General features: G+C 53.8%; 14 protein-coding genes. 5 read left to right on the plus strand and 9 right to left on the minus strand.

From position 1 onward, the window contains the following. Positions 1-67 precede the first annotated feature (67 nt). Entirely contained in the window at positions 68-610 is a 543-nt protein-coding gene (gene ymdB, locus HX884_RS16165) for an O-acetyl-ADP-ribose deacetylase (protein WP_045295774.1), read from the plus strand. A gap of 34 nt (positions 611-644) precedes the next feature. Here the strand turns inward: ymdB and mdoC are convergent, their stop codons facing one another. Then, on the minus strand, positions 645-1,784 hold the full coding sequence (gene mdoC / locus HX884_RS16170; protein WP_013097165.1) for a glucans biosynthesis protein MdoC: 1,140 nt from the start codon (positions 1,782-1,784) through the stop codon (positions 645-647). Between the two features lie 255 nt (positions 1,785-2,039). Between mdoC and mdoG the strand changes: the two genes are divergently transcribed. The 3 genes from mdoG (at position 2,040) to HX884_RS16185 (ending at position 6,426) form a co-directional block, all read left to right on the plus strand. Beyond that, positions 2,040-3,593, plus strand: coding sequence for a glucans biosynthesis protein MdoG (gene mdoG / locus HX884_RS16175; RefSeq protein ID WP_020689627.1), 1,554 nt, complete (start codon positions 2,040-2,042; stop codon positions 3,591-3,593). Further along, positions 3,586-6,114, plus strand: a complete 2,529-nt coding sequence (mdoH, locus tag HX884_RS16180; RefSeq protein ID WP_020689626.1) for a glucans biosynthesis glucosyltransferase MdoH — start codon at positions 3,586-3,588, stop codon at positions 6,112-6,114. The genes mdoG and mdoH overlap by 8 nt, the downstream gene beginning before the upstream one ends. 84 nt (positions 6,115-6,198) lie before the next feature. Next, positions 6,199-6,426, plus strand: a complete 228-nt coding sequence (locus HX884_RS16185; protein ID WP_013097162.1) for a YceK/YidQ family lipoprotein — start codon at positions 6,199-6,201, stop codon at positions 6,424-6,426. Positions 6,427-6,432: 6 nt separating this feature from the next. Here HX884_RS16185 and HX884_RS16190 read toward each other — a convergent pair whose 3' ends face one another. From HX884_RS16190 to HX884_RS16200, 3 genes are all read right to left on the minus strand, one after another. Continuing rightward, a complete protein-coding gene (locus HX884_RS16190; protein ID WP_014831418.1) occupies positions 6,433-6,807 on the minus strand; it encodes a MysB family protein in 375 nt (124 codons plus the stop codon). Between the two features lie 97 nt (positions 6,808-6,904). Then, the gene (gene mdtG / locus HX884_RS16195) at positions 6,905-8,122 is read right to left on the minus strand and encodes a multidrug efflux MFS transporter MdtG (protein WP_028027946.1); all 1,218 of its coding nucleotides are present in this window, start codon (positions 8,120-8,122) and stop codon (positions 6,905-6,907) included. Positions 8,123-8,264: 142 nt separating this feature from the next. After that, entirely contained in the window at positions 8,265-9,191 is a 927-nt protein-coding gene (locus tag HX884_RS16200) for a Kdo(2)-lipid IV(A) acyltransferase (RefSeq protein ID WP_029881949.1), read from the minus strand. 223 nt (positions 9,192-9,414) lie between these two features. On the opposite strand from HX884_RS16200, the gene HX884_RS16205 reads away from it, so the two are divergent. After that, positions 9,415-10,464 carry a rhodanese-related sulfurtransferase gene (locus HX884_RS16205; RefSeq protein WP_013097157.1) on the plus strand — a complete coding sequence of 350 codons (1,050 nt, stop codon included), beginning with the start codon at positions 9,415-9,417 and terminating at the stop codon, positions 10,462-10,464. 41 nt (positions 10,465-10,505) lie between these two features. Here the strand turns inward: HX884_RS16205 and HX884_RS16210 are convergent, their stop codons facing one another. The 5 genes from HX884_RS16210 to bssS all read right to left on the minus strand — a co-directional run bounded on the left by HX884_RS16210 (position 10,506) and on the right by bssS (position 13,530). Then, on the minus strand, positions 10,506-11,084 hold the full coding sequence (locus tag HX884_RS16210) for a YceI family protein (protein ID WP_013097156.1): 579 nt from the start codon (positions 11,082-11,084) through the stop codon (positions 10,506-10,508). Position 11,085: 1 nt separating this feature from the next. Beyond that, on the minus strand, positions 11,086-11,652 hold the full coding sequence (locus HX884_RS16215) for a cytochrome b (RefSeq protein WP_028027945.1): 567 nt from the start codon (positions 11,650-11,652) through the stop codon (positions 11,086-11,088). Between the two features lie 218 nt (positions 11,653-11,870). After that, positions 11,871-11,984, minus strand: coding sequence for a YceO family protein (locus HX884_RS16220; protein WP_020689623.1), 114 nt, complete (start codon positions 11,982-11,984; stop codon positions 11,871-11,873). Between the two features lie 56 nt (positions 11,985-12,040). Beyond that, positions 12,041-13,159 carry an N-methyl-L-tryptophan oxidase gene (gene solA, locus HX884_RS16225; RefSeq protein ID WP_044158660.1) on the minus strand — a complete coding sequence of 373 codons (1,119 nt, stop codon included), beginning with the start codon at positions 13,157-13,159 and terminating at the stop codon, positions 12,041-12,043. 116 nt (positions 13,160-13,275) lie between these two features. Next, complete coding sequence (gene bssS, locus HX884_RS16230; protein WP_008500827.1) at positions 13,276-13,530, minus strand: biofilm formation regulator BssS; 255 nt, start codon at positions 13,528-13,530, stop codon at positions 13,276-13,278. Between the last annotated feature and the right edge of the window lie 95 nt (positions 13,531-13,625).

The raw sequence follows: 13,625 nt of genomic DNA on the forward strand, positions 1-13,625 counted from the left end.
CGATAGTTTTTTCTCTCGGGTACCTCTGCGATACACTTAAGAAAATGGCGGGAAGCAGAGGGTATTTATGAAACCGCAAATTGACGTTATTCATGGCGATATCACGACGATGCACGTTGATGTGATCGTCAATGCAGCCAATCCGTCACTGATGGGCGGCGGTGGCGTGGATGGCGCTATCCACCGGGCTGCCGGACCGCAACTGCTGGAAGCCTGCAAGACTGTGCGTCAGCAACAGGGGGAGTGCCCACCGGGTCATGCCGTTATTACGCTTGCGGGCGATCTTCCCGCGAAAGCGGTGATTCATGCCGTGGGGCCAATATGGCATGGCGGCGATCGGCATGAGGCGAGTATCCTCGAAGAGGCCTACCGAAACTGCCTGCGTCTGGCCGCTGATAATGGCTATAAAACCATGGCGTTTCCGGCCATCAGCACCGGAGTCTATGGCTATCCGAAAGCTGCCGCAGCGACGATTGCGGTAGACACCGTGTATCGTTACCTGTCGCTTAAACCGATGCCCGAAAAAGTGACATTTGTCTGTTTCGATGAGGAGACACTGCATCTTTATCAGCGGCTGTTGACCCAGCGCGGACAGGAATTAGAGACCTGAAACACACGCGGCGCACTGAGTGCGCCGCGTTTTTTTATGATGCTCTTACCTGCGGTTTCCCGGAGAAAAGGAAACGCAGAAGCGGTATCCGCAGATGGATTTCGTAAAGCACGATGGCGATTCCAATCACAAAAACCAGCCCGGTAAAGAAGCCCAGCGTGTTAGAGGCGATATGCGGTGTGATATAGGCCCCGAAGAACAACGTCAGGGGGTGGTGCACCAGATAGATAAACAGCGAAGCATTGACGAAATAGGTGACGCGGCTGGACTTAAAATTAAGCAGCCGGTGGCCCAGCGCAAAGACCACATTCACCATCCACAGGCCCAGCAGCATGGTAATGACGCTCTCGGTTTCATACATCCACGCATCGCCGCTGCCGTAGCGCTGATTTAACAGATAGGCCGCAAACGCGATGGCGGCACCAAAAGCACACCACGGTGAGGGCGTCGTAAACAGCGACTTAAGCTTCGGATAAATAAAGGCCAGCGCCCCGATTAAAAAGAAGGGGATGTAGAACAGCGACTGCATCACCACAAAATTGAATAATCCGTCGCTCAGAATCGGCGGATAGACAATAAACAGCGTCCGTCGCACTGCCGCATAGGCGATGCCAAGCAGCAAAAAGAGCAGCGACAGTTTTCCCAGGGTGATACTGGCGAAAAAGGCGTTAGCTTTGTCGCTTAAATGGCGGCGAAAGCGGCTAAAAATCAACACGCTGACCGTGGTAAGGACCACCAGCACCAGCAGGAACCAGAGGTGGGACACCAGCTCCCAAACCAGGGTGTTGTATTTTTCGTATAGCGACAGATTAGGCCAGTTCTCCGCCTTACCCTTTACGTACTGCAACATGATGAACTGCGGCAGCGTCAGCAGAGGAATGGCGGTGAGCATCGGAATGCCGACGCGCTCCACGCGCACTTTCCACCAGCGCTTGATGGGGTAGCGCAGAAACAGCATATAAGAGAAATAACCTGAAATGACAAAAAACACCTGCATGCGGAAGGCGTGAATAAAGTCATTAAACAGCGTCAGCCACCAGGAGGGCATTTGACTATTAACATGCCAGGTGTGGCTGGAGTAAATCAGTGAAATGTGGAAGGGGATCCCTAATAGCATCAGCCATGCCCGGATCGAGTCGAGGAAGTATTCACGTTCTACAGGTGTTGTGCTCATATAACTTTGTGCATTCTCAGACTTTTCGCCTTATCCCTAAGACTCATAATGGTTACATTCGAAGCCAACCCTACACCAAGACCGACACCCTGTCTCCAGGATAAGCACGCAAAGTGAAAAGCGGGTTCTTTCATTTGCTTAATCCCTGAGCCAGCGAGCTGAACAAAGCGGTGATAATGTTGTCGGATTGCCTGAGTTTCCATTAAAATGGATCGGATCGATATAAGCACACAAAGGGGGAAGTGCTTACTTATTATGAAACATAAACCACAGATGATGAAAATGCGTTGGTTGGGTGCTGCAGTGGTGTTATCCCTGTATACCTCATCGGCGCTGGCCTTTAACATCGACGATGTCGCAAAACAGGCAAAATCGATGGCAGGCAAGAGCTACGAAGCGCCGAAAAGTAACTTGCCCTCCGTTTTCCGCGACATGAAATATGCGGACTATCAGCAGATCCAGTTCAATCACGATAAAGCGTACTGGAACAATATTAAGACCCCGTTCAAGCTTGAGTTTTATCATCAGGGTATGTACTTCGACACCCCTGTTGCCATCAATGAAGTGACGGCAACGGCGGTACGTAAAATCAAATACAGCCCGGATTACTTCAATTTTGGCGATGTGCAGCACGACAAAGATACGGTTAAAGATCTGGGCTTTGCAGGCTTCAAGGTGCTTTACCCGATCAACAGCAAAGATAAAAACGACGAAATCGTCAGCATGCTCGGCGCCAGCTACTTCCGCGTTATTGGCGCGGGACAGGTGTACGGGCTTTCTGCGCGCGGCCTGGCTATTGATACCGCGCTGCCATCAGGTGAAGAATTCCCACGTTTCCGCGAGTTCTGGATCGAACGTCCAAAACCAACGGATAAACGTCTGACTATCTACGCACTGCTGGATTCCCCGCGTGCAACGGGCGCGTACCGCTTTGTGATCATGCCAGGACGTGACACGGTGGTTGACGTGCAGTCTAAAGTCTACCTGCGCGACAAAGTGGGTAAACTGGGCGTTGCGCCGCTGACCAGTATGTTCCTGTTTGGGCCGAACCAGCCGTCACCGGCGACCAACTTCCGTCCTGAACTGCACGATTCCAACGGCCTGTCTATTCATGCCGGTAACGGTGAGTGGATCTGGCGTCCGCTGAACAACCCGAAACATCTGGCTGTCAGCAGCTTTGCGATGGAAAACCCGCAAGGTTTCGGCCTTCTGCAGCGTGGCCGTCAGTTCTCTCGCTTTGAAGATCTGGATGACCGCTACGACCTGCGTCCAAGCGCGTGGGTGACCCCGAAAGGTGACTGGGGCAAAGGGAAGGTTGAACTGGTTGAAATCCCAACCAATGATGAAACCAACGATAACATCGTCGCTTACTGGACGCCGGATCAGCTGCCGGAAGCCGGGAAAGAGATGAACTTCAAATACACGATCACCTTTAGCCGCGACGAAGACAAACTGCATGCGCCGGATAACGCGTATGTCATGCAGACTCGCCGTTCAACGGGTGACGTGAAACAGTCTAACCTTATCCGTCAGCCTGACGGTACCGTCGCTTTCGTGGTGGACTTCACCGGCCAGGACATGAAAAAACTGGCGCCAGATACTGCCGTGACCGCCCAGGCCAGCATCGGTGATAACGGTGAGATCGTTGAGAACACCGTACGTTACAACCCGGTAACGAAAGGGTGGCGTCTGACCCTGCGCGTGAAAGTGAAAGATCCGAAACAGACCACTGAAATGCGCGCTGCGCTGGTCAGTAACGATCAGCCGCTGAGTGAAACCTGGAGCTATCAGCTACCTGCCAATGAATAATACATCTGAATATATTGATGCCATGCCGCTGACGGATATCGAAAAAGCGGCACTGCCTGAGAGCGACATCCGCGCGGTACATGCCGCGCTGGATGGGGAACATCGTCAGTTTTCACGTGATGACGATTCTCCGCTGGGGTCAGTGAAGGCACGTCTGGAGCAGGCATGGCCGGACTCGCTGGCAGAAGGGCAGTTGATTAAAGACGACGAAGGACGCGATCAGCTTCAGGCGATGCCGAAAGCAACGCGTTCTTCCATGTTCCCCGACCCCTGGCGTACCAACCCGGTTGGCCGCTTCTGGGATCGCCTGCGCGGGCGTGACGTGACGCCACGCTATCTGTCGCGTCTGACAAAAGAAGAGCAGGCCTCCGAACAGAAATGGCGTACCGTGGGGACGATCCGTCGCTACATTCTTCTGCTGCTGACGCTGGCGCAGACGGTTGTCGCAACCTGGTACATGAAGACGATTCTGCCTTACCAGGGCTGGGCGCTGATCAACCCGGCAGACATGATGGGCCAGGATATCTGGGTCTCCTTCATGCAACTGCTGCCGTATATCCTGCAAAGTGGCATTCTTCTGCTGTTCGCCGTTCTCTTCTGCTGGGTTTCGGCCGGTTTCTGGACCGCGCTGATGGGCTTCCTGCAGCTGCTGATGGGACGAGACAAATACAGCATTTCGGCGTCTACGGTCGGGGATGAACCCCTGAATCCTGAGCACCGTACGGCGCTGATTATGCCTATCTGTAACGAAGACGTTGACCGCGTATTCGCGGGGCTGCGCGCAACCTGGGAGTCCGTTAAGGCGACCGGTAACGCCGCCCATTTCGACGTCTATATCCTGAGCGACAGCTACAATCCGGACATCTGCGTTGCCGAGCAAAAGGCCTGGATGGAGCTGATTGCCGAAGTGCAGGGTGAAGGGCAGATTTTCTACCGTCGCCGCCGCCGCCGCGTGAAGCGTAAGAGCGGGAACATCGATGACTTCTGCCGTCGCTGGGGTAACCAGTACAGCTACATGGTGGTGCTGGACGCCGACTCGGTGATGAGCGGTGATTGTCTGAGCGGTCTGGTGCGTCTGATGGAAGCTAACCCGAACGCGGGTATCATCCAGTCTTCGCCAAAAGCGTCCGGCATGGACACGCTTTACGCGCGTTGCCAGCAGTTTGCCACCCGTGTTTACGGGCCGCTGTTTACTGCCGGTCTGCACTTCTGGCAGTTGGGTGAGTCCCACTACTGGGGTCACAACGCCATTATCCGCGTGAAGCCGTTTATTGAGCACTGTGCGCTGGCACCGCTGCCGGGCGAAGGTTCGTTTGCCGGCTCGATTCTGTCGCACGACTTCGTGGAAGCGGCGCTGATGCGTCGTGCAGGGTGGGGCGTCTGGATTGCCTACGATCTGCCTGGATCCTATGAAGAACTACCGCCGAACCTGCTGGATGAACTTAAGCGTGACCGCCGCTGGTGTCACGGGAACCTGATGAACTTCCGTCTGTTCCTCGTGAAAGGGATGCACCCGGTTCACCGTGCGGTGTTCCTGACCGGCGTGATGTCTTATCTCTCCGCGCCGCTGTGGTTTATGTTCCTGGCGCTCTCCACTGCTCTGCAGGTGGTGCATGCGCTGACTGAGCCGCAGTACTTCCTGCAGCCGCGTCAGCTGTTCCCGGTGTGGCCACAGTGGCGTCCGGAGCTGGCGATAGCGCTGTTTGCCTCCACCATGGTGCTGCTGTTCCTGCCGAAGCTGCTCAGTATCATTCTGATCTGGTGCAAAGGCTCGAAGGAGTATGGCGGTTTCTGGCGGGTAACGGTTTCACTGCTACTGGAAGTGCTGTTCTCCGTGCTGCTGGCACCGGTGCGTATGCTGTTCCATACCGTGTTTGTGGTCAGCGCGTTCCTGGGCTGGGAAGTGGTCTGGAACTCACCGCAGCGTGATGATGATTCCACGCCGTGGGGTGAAGCCTTTATGCGTCACGGCTCGCAGCTGCTGCTGGGGCTGGTGTGGGCTGCTGGGATGGCATGGCTGGATCTGCGCTTCCTGTTCTGGCTGGCGCCGATTGTCTTCTCGCTGATCCTGTCGCCGTTTGTGTCGGTCATTTCAAGCCGCTCAACGGTTGGCCTGCGTACCAAACGCTGGAAGCTGTTCCTGATCCCGGAAGAGTATTCGCCGCCGAAGGTGCTGGTGGATACTGACACCTATCTGGAGCAGAACCGCCGTCGTACGCTGGATGATGGCTTTATGCACGCGGTGTTTAACCCGTCGTTTAACGCCCTGGCAACGGCAATGGCTACCGCGCGTCACCGTGCCAGTAAGGTGCTGGAGATTGCCCGCGATCGTCACGTTGAACAGGCGCTGAACGAGACGCCAGAGAAACTTAACCGCGACCGCCGTCTGGTGCTGTTAAGCGATCCGGTGACTATGTCGCGTCTGCACTACCGTGTGTGGTCTTCCCCGGAGCGCTACTCCTCGTGGGTGAACTACTACAACGATCTGAAGCTTAACCCGCTGGCGCTGAAGGCGAAGTAAGTGGCTACGTAGGGCGGGTAAGCAATGTGCCACCCGCCAGATAAAATACCGGCTTAAACGCCGGTATTTTTTTAGAGGTAACGGATGAAAATAATCATCGTCGTCATGATGGCATGTCTGCTGAGCGGCTGCGGCAGCATCATCAGTCGCACCATTCCGGGGCAGGGCCACGGGAATCAGTACTATCCGGGCGTGAAATGGGATGTCCGGGATTCCGCATGGCGCTACCTGACGGTGCTCGATCTGCCGTTCTCGCTGATTTTCGATACGCTGTTGTTGCCCATCGATGCCAGCCACGGCCCCTATGAGTAGCGGGAATTAACGCTCGTCCCATTCGTCAGCTGCGGTTTGACCTTCTTCCGTATCCAGCGGTGGCTCGAGCTGAAATTCACCCTCATCCCACTCGTGCAGGGTGTTCTCTTCCAGCCACTCCTGACGCAACTCAATTTCGTCATAGTCACCATCAAAGACGGCCTGAGCGCCTTCACCGCTCAGGATCGGCAAACATTCGCCTTCTTCACCTTCGTCAGCAAAGAATTCGGCCTGCCACATAATATCTCCGTCCTGAAGGACATACTTTTGGATATTGAGTTGTTGCACGTCCGCATCTTCTTCATCAACGCCGGGGTTATCGGCGAGGAACTCTTCACGAGCGGCATCAATAGCTTCTTCCAGCGTGGCGTACATGGTCATTGGTGTCTCCCTGTTTTCCAGAAGGTTTCAGGGAAAGAATAGCTGAATATCTGATTCTGCAAGTATGAATGCGAAAATAAGCCGTCACGTATTTGTCTTATTCCGCCACCGGCCGTAATGTCCGGGATAAACTGAACCACGAGTAAACCGCATTAAACAGTACTACGCCCGCCGTGACGATAAACACGGCGCGAAAACCGAAGCTGGCGGAGATCCCGGCCCCCACCAGCGGGCCGGTAACGTTGCCGATGTCGCGAAATGACTGGTTGTAGCTGAAGATACGCCCGGCGATCTGGTTCGTAGAGTTGTAAACCAGCAGGGTCTGAACGGCGGGCAGTAACGCCCCGTCGGCGGCACCCAGCAAAAAGCGCAGAACGCCCAGCTGCCAGGGTGATTGCACCATCGACATGGGAATGAGCAGCAGCACGGAGATCACCAGCGCACAAATCAGGATCTTTTCCGGGCCGACGCGGTCTCCCAGTTTCCCTAACCTCGGGGCGCTAAGCAGCGCCGCCACGCCGGGTACGGAGGCAATCAGCCCGCTGATAAACGCAATGTTGCTCACGTTACCTGCCAGATCGCGAACGTACAGCGTCAGAATAGGGGCAATCGAACCGGTCGCGACCTGAATAATCAGGGTCGTCACGAACAGGCTCAGTACCAGTCTGGGGTTTTTGAGTGAAGCCAGCACATCCCGCGCGTGGAGCATCTCTTTTTTGGCGACGGGGGTGAAGTTTTCACGAATGCAGATCAGCGTAACGATAAAGCAGAGGAACAACACGCTGGCAGTAATGAAAAATACCGGGCGCAGGCCATAGCTGTCCGCCAGCAAGCCGCCCGCCAGAGGCCCCAGCAAGGCGCCGCTGACGCCTCCGGTTGAGAGCGTCCCGAGCGCCCAGCCGCTTTTATGACGCGGGATCTGGGTGGCGATCAGCGCATTCGCGTTGGGAATAAATCCTCCCAGCAGGCCAAGTAGCGCGCGCAAAATCAGAAACTGCCAGACGTTCTGCGCCACACCCATTAACGCCATGATGATGGCCATTCCCAGCGCCGAGCGCAGCAGCATGATTTTACGCCCTTTACGGTCGGCAAGGCCGCCCCAGAACGGCGAAGCAATGGCGGAGAAGAGGAAAGTGATGCTGAACACCAGACCAGACCACATATTGAGCGCACTGTGGCCCGTCACGCCCAGTTGTTCAACGTACAGGGGCAGAAAGGGCATCACGAGGCTAAACGCCGCGCCGGTAAGAAAACAGCCAAGCCAGGCAACCGTAAGGTTACGTTTCCAGTTTATGGGGGCATCTGAGGGTGACATAACAATCCGCATAATGAGGTGCAGCGCACCGTAAGGCATGAAGTAATAAGCCTGCTAATTATGCGCCTGGGTTATGATTGCCGCAATGAGGGAGAGCTTTTAAAGCTAAAACAGGGAGCGGCCCAAAGGGCCGCAGGGGAAATTAATAGCGGGACGGCGTGCCTTCTGGCCGCGTTTTAAAGCGGCGGTGCAGCCACATGTACTGCTCCGGTGCGAGCATAATGCATTTCTCGACAATGCCGTTCATCCAGCGTGCGGTGGTTTCAGCATCATCCAGTGGAGGTGCCAGTTCGGGCTCCAGCATAATCAATTCGTAACCCGAACCATCCGGTTTGCGGCGCGGAACAAAAGGGACGATGGCGGCTTTGGACATGCGTGCCAGCATCCAGGTGCCCGTGGTGGTGGCCGCCTCTTCAACGGCAAAGAACGGAACAAATACGCTGGATTGCGGGCCGTAGTCGTGATCGGGGGCATACCAGACCACTTCACCTGATTTGAGGGCGCGGATCATACCCTTCAGATCCTTACGGTCGATCATGCTTTTGTTGGACCGCATACGGCCATTGGTCTGGATCAGATCAATAACCGGGTTGTCGTTTGGACGATAAACCCCAATGCCGGGCGCCTGCATACCGAACATACGGGCGCCGATTTCCAGGGTCAGAAAGTGTACGCCAATCAGCAGCACGCCCGTCTGATTCGCCTGCAGCGAATGTACCGGCTCCATCCCCGTACCGGCAACGACGCTCCAGCGTGCCATGCGTTTGTCCGGCCAGAACCACGCCATTCCTGTTTCCATCAGCCCCATGCCGACAGACTCAAAATTCCTGGTCACCATGTCATGACGTTCAGCCTCGCTCATGTCCGGAAAGCACAGTTCAAGGTTGCGGTAGGCAATTCTGGCGCGACGCTTCATAAACATTTGCGCAAGACGACCCAGGTTTTTGCCCAGACGGAAAATAACCGGGTAGGGGAGTTGGACCAGAAGCCATAAAAAGCCAATGCCAAGCCAGGTCAACCAATAGCGAGGATGCAAAAGGGTGACGGTAAATTTCGGTAATTGGGTCATGTCGGTCCTGTTTTCTAACGTCCTGAAGGTCTTAGTGTCTCATTTTTTACTACATAGCCAAAATGTCTGATGTCGAAACGCGCGCTAATGCAGCAAATGTTATGACGCATAGTTCAGGCTGACAGAAATGTAGCGTAAATTGTGTGGATGTAAATTGTTATTGTTTGCTATATGATGCCGACCGATTTTCCTTTCTCAATAACGATTGCAGGACTTGTACACCATGCCAGTGTTACACAACCGCGTATCGAATGAGATGTTGAAAGCGCGTATGTTGGCTGAAACCGAACCGCGCACGACCATCTCATTCTATAAATACTTCACGATCAACGATCCGCAAGCGACCCGCGATGAGCTCTATAAAGCCTTCACCGCGCTGAACGTCTTTGGGCGCGTCTATCTGGCGCGTGAAGGTATCAACGCCCAGATCAGCATCCCGGAAAGCAACGTGAGCGCCTTCCGCGATTTTCTTTACGGCTTCGATCCGGCGCTGAACGGCTTACGCCTGAACATCGCCCTGGACGATGACGGTAAATCATTCTGGGTGCTGCGTATGAAAGTGCGTGAGCGCATCGTGGCAGACGGCATTGACGACCCGGCCTTCAACCCGGCCGACGTGGGGGAATACCTGAAGGCGGCAGAAGTCAATGCGATGCTTGATGACCCGGACGCGGTATTCATCGATATGCGTAACCACTACGAATATGAAGTGGGTCATTTCGAGAACGCAATGGAAATCCCGGCCGACACCTTCCGCGAGCAGCTGCCGAAAGCGGTTGAGATGATGCAGGAACATAAAGATAAGAAAATCGTTATGTACTGCACCGGTGGTATTCGCTGCGAAAAAGCCAGCGCGTGGATGAAACATAACGGATTTAATAAGGTCTGGCATATCGAAGGCGGTATCATCGAGTATGCCCGCCGTGCCCGTGAGCAGGGGTTACCGGTGCGTTTTATCGGTAAAAACTTTGTCTTTGACGAGCGAATGGGTGAGCGTATTTCAGAAGACGTGATTGCCCATTGCCACCAGTGCGGCGCACCGTGCGATACCCACACCAACTGCAAAAATGACGGTTGTCATCTGCTGTTTATTCAGTGCCCGGCGTGCGCAGAGAAATTTAACGGCTGCTGTAGCGAACTGTGCAGTGAAGAGAGCATGCTGCCGGAAGAGGAGCAGCGCCGCCGTCGTGCGGGACGTGAAAACGGCAATAAGATTTTTAATAAATCCCGTGGCCGCCTGAATACCAAACTGGGTATTCCTGACCCGGAATGATAATGACGCCCGGCAATGTCAAACCCTGCCGGGCGTGTTTATTATGCCTTCTGCTGAACACCTTCAACGGAAATAATCAGTTCTACGTCCTGAGACGCCGGACCCAAATCCGTGGTGATATTAAAATCTTTCAGATGAATTTTCCCTGCGGCTTCAAAACCTGCGCGTTTGCCACCCCACGGATCGTCACCCTGGCCGAGTAATTTGGCTTCCAGGGTCACCGGTTTCGTGACGCCATTGAGCGTCAGATTACCGGTAATATTCAGCTTCTCACCTTCTTTCTTCACCTCGGTCGACGTAAAGGTCGCCTGTGGGAATTTTGATACATTCAGGAATTCCGCACTACGCAAATGTTTATCGCGCTCTGCATGGTTGGTGTCGACGCTATTCGTATTAATGGTCACATTGACCTTATCGGCGGCAGGATTTTTATCGTCAAAGGTGAATGTGCCGTCAAAATCTTTAAAGGTACCGTACAGCCAGCTATAACCGAGGTGCTGAATACGGAAATTGACGAAAGCATGCTGGCCTTCTTTATCAATTTTATAATCAGCCGCCACGGCAGAACCGGTGGTGAATAACAGAGAACCTAATGCGATACCCAGCAGGTGTTTTTTCATTTTATGCTCCAGAGTCAACTGACGAACGGCCAAGCATGCGCTTTAACGTATCGTCTTTATCGATGAAATGGTGTTTAAGGGCGGCAAGCCCGTGCAGGACAGACAGGATCACCACGCTCCACGCGAGCCAGAGATGCACCACGCCTGCGGTGTCGGCCTGAACCCCTGCGTCAGAGAGCGTGGCCGGAACCTCAAACAGGCCAAAGACGTTAATCGGCTTGCCGTCTGCAGTGGAAATGAGATAGCCGCTAATCAGAATGGCGAACAGCAGGATATAGAGTGTAACGTGCGCGGCAACCGCGCTGACACGCGTTAATTTACTGTGGGTTTTGGGCGCGGCGGGCGGCGGGGAAATGTGACGCCAGATCACGCGAATAACCAACGTCATCATCAGCAGGATGCCGATGCTTTTATGCAGTTCTGGTGCCTGGTGATACCAGCCGTCATAATAACTGAGTGTCACCATCCACAGACCCAGTCCGAACATTGCATAAACGGTAAGAGCAACTATCCAGTGTAAACACATGGATATTATTCCGTAGCGCTGAGAGGAGTTACGCAATTGCATCAGAATGACCATTCGAAGAAAAACAGAATAGTAAAAATGAACGGGAATAAATGATATTGCAACTGAAATAATTGAATATAGATTTTTATTTTATTTATTCCAGCGGTTTTGAAAATGATCCGCAAATGTAATTCAATCGCTTCGTGCAAGGCGGAATAAGCAGCAAGCAAAAGATTAAGCTAACCTAAAGTAATGTCAGTAATTGTCAGCTTCACTTTTCAGTAAAATACAATGTAAATAATATCGATGAGTGCCAGCAGCACCCATAATAAAATATAGAGCATAAAATGCTCACGAATGTTATTGATAAGAAAGCCAACGATCCTGCGCATAATGTCCCGTTTTCTGTCTGGAAAACGGGTTCCGGACGTCCGAAACCCGCGGCGGATTATCTGCTAAAACGCGAAAGTGAGAAGGGGGTGAGATCAAACTGCGGTGCGATCCCCTGGGCAAACTGCGCAGCGATTTCGCCCAGCACGGAGGCGAACTTGAAGCCATGACCACTGAGGCCAGTGATAAGCAGCGTGTTGTCATGCCCCGGCAGGGTGTCAATGATGAAGTCTTCGTCCGGCGTGTTGTCGTAGGTGCAGGCAGCACCATACAGTAAACCGCCTACGCCCGGCAGGATATTGCGCAGGAAGGTAAACGCTTCGGAGCCATCCTGTGGGTATGCACCGAACGGTTTACGCTCTTCAGGGGAGGAGATCGCCTGCCCGCCATTGTGTTTTCCGATTTTGAGCGCGTCTTTCTCAGACGGGAAGCCGTAAAACTGATCGCCGTTCGGTAACTCCCCGGTAAATGCCGGGAATTTATTCTGTGCACTGTAACGGCCATCCGACTGGAACCAGGAGAAGACCTTGCGCACCGGCTGAACAGGCAGATCGGGCAGCAGACGGGTGACCCAGGTGCCTGCGCTAATCAGCAGACGGGACGCTGAATATTCTCCGTCCGCAGTGGTGACCGTAACGCCGTCAGCGTGATGAGTGAGGGATTCCACCGGACAGTTGAAGAGCTGAGCGCAGCCCGCTTTTTCCGCAAGATCGATCCAGGTTTTGATGGCCGTTTCACTGTGTAAGACCCCGGAGTTGGCTTCAAACAGGCCGATATAATCGTCCGGGACGGCAATCTCTGGCCAACGGGCCATGATGCCTGCCGCGTCCAGCTTCTCCACATCAAGATTAAACGCTTTCGCACTCTGCTCAACGTTGGCCAGAAAATCAGAGCGGGCAGGGCCCAGGTTGATGATGCCCGTGCGTTCGAAAATGCGTTCTTCCGTCAGCTTCGCCAGTTCATCCCATAGCGTCTGGGCGCGAAGCACCAGCGGAACATAGCGCTCGCCTTCACCATAGGCGTGGCGAATAAGCCGGGTGTCGCCATGATGGCTGCCCTCTGCATGGGGAGGACGATGGGCATCGATCATCAGGACCTTCAGACCCGCTTGCGTTGCGTAATAACCGGCGGCAGACCCCACGGATCCGCTACCAATAATGATTAAGTCGTATCTCATATCCATCTCTCGAACTCACGCTTTGTTAGCAGAGTAATTAACTATGCGGGCTGACACAAGGGAGAAATAAATAAGGCACCCGGAGGGTGCCTGTTGAGCGAAGAATAGGTATAAACCTAGTGCCGTTTATACTCATTTTCCTGATAGTCGCCAGATTCTATTTTGGCAATACCTGCCTCTAAAATAGAAATAAACTGACGGGCGACGTCTGTTGTAAGCCACAGCGTCTGTCCAACTTCCGCTTCTTCACGGTTGAGTTGATTCGGGGTCTGGTAGTGCAAACGCAGCATCAGCGCATCGTAGCTATCTACGGTACTGATATCCCAGCCAACAAGCGGATGGGTCTGGATGACTTCGCTATTCTTTTCCATTATAACCCCCTTAATGCGTGTTAGAAGACAACGGCTCCGAGGGGCTTTGTTGAATAAATCAGATTTCGGGTAAGTCTCCCCCGTAGCGGGTTGTG

The sequence above is a fragment of the Enterobacter sp. SECR19-1250 genome (genome assembly GCF_013391025.1).
Taxonomy (GTDB): Bacteria; Pseudomonadota; Gammaproteobacteria; order Enterobacterales; family Enterobacteriaceae; genus Enterobacter; species Enterobacter cloacae.

Coding starts and splice junctions, on each gene's coding strand:
- HX884_RS16200 (WP_029881949.1), bottom strand. CDS start 9,191: ATGACCCAATTACCGAAATTTACCGTCACCCTTTTGCATCCTCGCTAT.
- HX884_RS16215 (WP_028027945.1), bottom strand. CDS start 11,652: ATGCAATTGCGTAACTCCTCTCAGCGCTACGGAATAATATCCATGTGT.
- HX884_RS16220 (WP_020689623.1), bottom strand. CDS start 11,984: ATGCGCAGGATCGTTGGCTTTCTTATCAATAACATTCGTGAGCATTTT.
- ymdB (WP_045295774.1), top strand. CDS start 68: ATGAAACCGCAAATTGACGTTATTCATGGCGATATCACGACGATGCAC.
- mdoC (WP_013097165.1), bottom strand. CDS start 1,784: ATGAGCACAACACCTGTAGAACGTGAATACTTCCTCGACTCGATCCGG.
- HX884_RS16190 (WP_014831418.1), bottom strand. CDS start 6,807: ATGACCATGTACGCCACGCTGGAAGAAGCTATTGATGCCGCTCGTGAA.
- bssS (WP_008500827.1), bottom strand. CDS start 13,530: ATGGAAAAGAATAGCGAAGTCATCCAGACCCATCCGCTTGTTGGCTGG.
- mdoG (WP_020689627.1), top strand. CDS start 2,040: ATGAAACATAAACCACAGATGATGAAAATGCGTTGGTTGGGTGCTGCA.
- HX884_RS16205 (WP_013097157.1), top strand. CDS start 9,415: ATGCCAGTGTTACACAACCGCGTATCGAATGAGATGTTGAAAGCGCGT.
- HX884_RS16210 (WP_013097156.1), bottom strand. CDS start 11,084: ATGAAAAAACACCTGCTGGGTATCGCATTAGGTTCTCTGTTATTCACC.
- HX884_RS16185 (WP_013097162.1), top strand. CDS start 6,199: ATGAAAATAATCATCGTCGTCATGATGGCATGTCTGCTGAGCGGCTGC.
- mdtG (WP_028027946.1), bottom strand. CDS start 8,122: ATGTCACCCTCAGATGCCCCCATAAACTGGAAACGTAACCTTACGGTT.
- mdoH (WP_020689626.1), top strand. CDS start 3,586: ATGAATAATACATCTGAATATATTGATGCCATGCCGCTGACGGATATC.
- solA (WP_044158660.1), bottom strand. CDS start 13,159: ATGAGATACGACTTAATCATTATTGGTAGCGGATCCGTGGGGTCTGCC.